This window comes from Coprobacillus cateniformis (assembly GCF_009767585.1).
Taxonomy (GTDB): domain Bacteria; phylum Bacillota_I; class Bacilli_A; order Erysipelotrichales; family Coprobacillaceae; genus Coprobacillus; species Coprobacillus cateniformis.
On the sequence record NZ_WSNW01000024.1, the window covers coordinates 1 to 1,186 of the forward strand.

Below are 1,186 nucleotides of genomic sequence, written 5' to 3' on the forward strand. Positions count from 1 at the left end.
TTTACAATAATGATTTATTAAGAATTGCATATATAGATAAATTCAAATTACTGTATTATGTTGTTGAAAATGAGAAAACGTTGTATATTATTGATATTGCTTTTGCTTATTCAAATGTTAAATTAAAGGTAAGGAACTAATAAAAAAATGTTAGTTCCTTTTTCATATGATAAGGAGGTAAAACAATGGAGATTAATGTAAATGTTAAGGTGGAAAAAGATATAACTTTAAATCTACTTCACAAAGCGGTAAGTAATTTTGTGAAACAGCTTGATTTTCTTGCTAAAGAAGATGGATATGCATTTACAATAGAAGATAATAATAGAATGATTGCAAATTATAAATCAAAAAAATTTAAAGGTTGTTCATATGATTTTATTGTAGAAATGGAAATGCAAGATAAAATAAATGCACGAATTGAAGGAATGAAAACAATTATTTCTAGTTTTTGTGAAGATTATTTTAATAATAAATTTACACTTGATGAAAAAATAAGATATTTTAATGGTACCGTAAAAGAAATTGAAGAATTAAAAAATCAAATTTGTTTTTTAAGAGATTTAGGAATTTTTGATATATATAGCTATGATTCAATAATGAATAATTTTAGAACTTTAGAAACGGATCTTTATTCAAGAATTTATAAATAAGAAAAGATATTGCCAAACAATATCTTTAATAATTAATTAAGTTTATAAAACTGATAATTTCGTCGTATGAAAAGTCATGATATATGAACTCTAAGTATTTTGATTGAGTGTTGTGTTTATATAAATAACGAGAAAATCTTAAGTTGATTTTTGTTAATTGATTTAATTTTTCAGTTTCAGTATTTTCTATCAATTTATTTAATCGGTCTACTTGTTTGTATAGTTCTGGAAATTTTTCTCTCATTTCTTTTTCTTTTGGCGTTATTATCCTAATTATAGTATCCATTGTTTTCACCTTCTTTAATTATATTATAAATAAATTCAAAGAAAGTGAGAAGAAAAAAATGAAATTAAACTTAGAAATGGAAATAGATGATAATATGACAGTTAATGATTTAAGAAGAAAAGTTCGTAGGTTTATTTGTGTAATCAATCATGAACAAACAATTATTGATCATCATTATGTTATTGAAAAAAATGGTAAAAAATTTGATTATAAAAGACATCAAAAAAAGATAGCGAAATCATCAAATGAA

At 22.3% G+C, this 1,186-nt stretch carries 3 protein-coding genes; 2 read left to right on the top strand and 1 reads right to left on the bottom strand.

What is annotated here, in order from left to right; all coding sequences use genetic code 11:
• Positions 1-185: 185 nt before the first annotated feature.
• Positions 186-650 (top strand): hypothetical protein, encoded by a 465-nt coding sequence (locus GQF29_RS18210; protein ID WP_008790889.1) that lies wholly within the window; start codon positions 186-188, stop codon positions 648-650.
• Positions 651-675: 25 nt separating this feature from the next.
• Here GQF29_RS18210 and GQF29_RS18215 read toward each other — a convergent pair whose 3' ends face one another.
• A complete protein-coding gene (locus GQF29_RS18215; RefSeq protein WP_017144323.1) occupies positions 676-936 on the bottom strand; it encodes a hypothetical protein in 261 nt (86 codons plus the stop codon).
• On the opposite strand from GQF29_RS18215, the gene GQF29_RS19110 reads away from it, so the two are divergent.
• Positions 866-1,186: DUF3899 domain-containing protein (locus GQF29_RS19110; RefSeq protein ID WP_473807926.1), on the top strand; the 321-nt coding region annotated here is incomplete at its 3' end. The two genes, GQF29_RS18215 and GQF29_RS19110, sit on opposite strands and share 71 nt — an antisense overlap.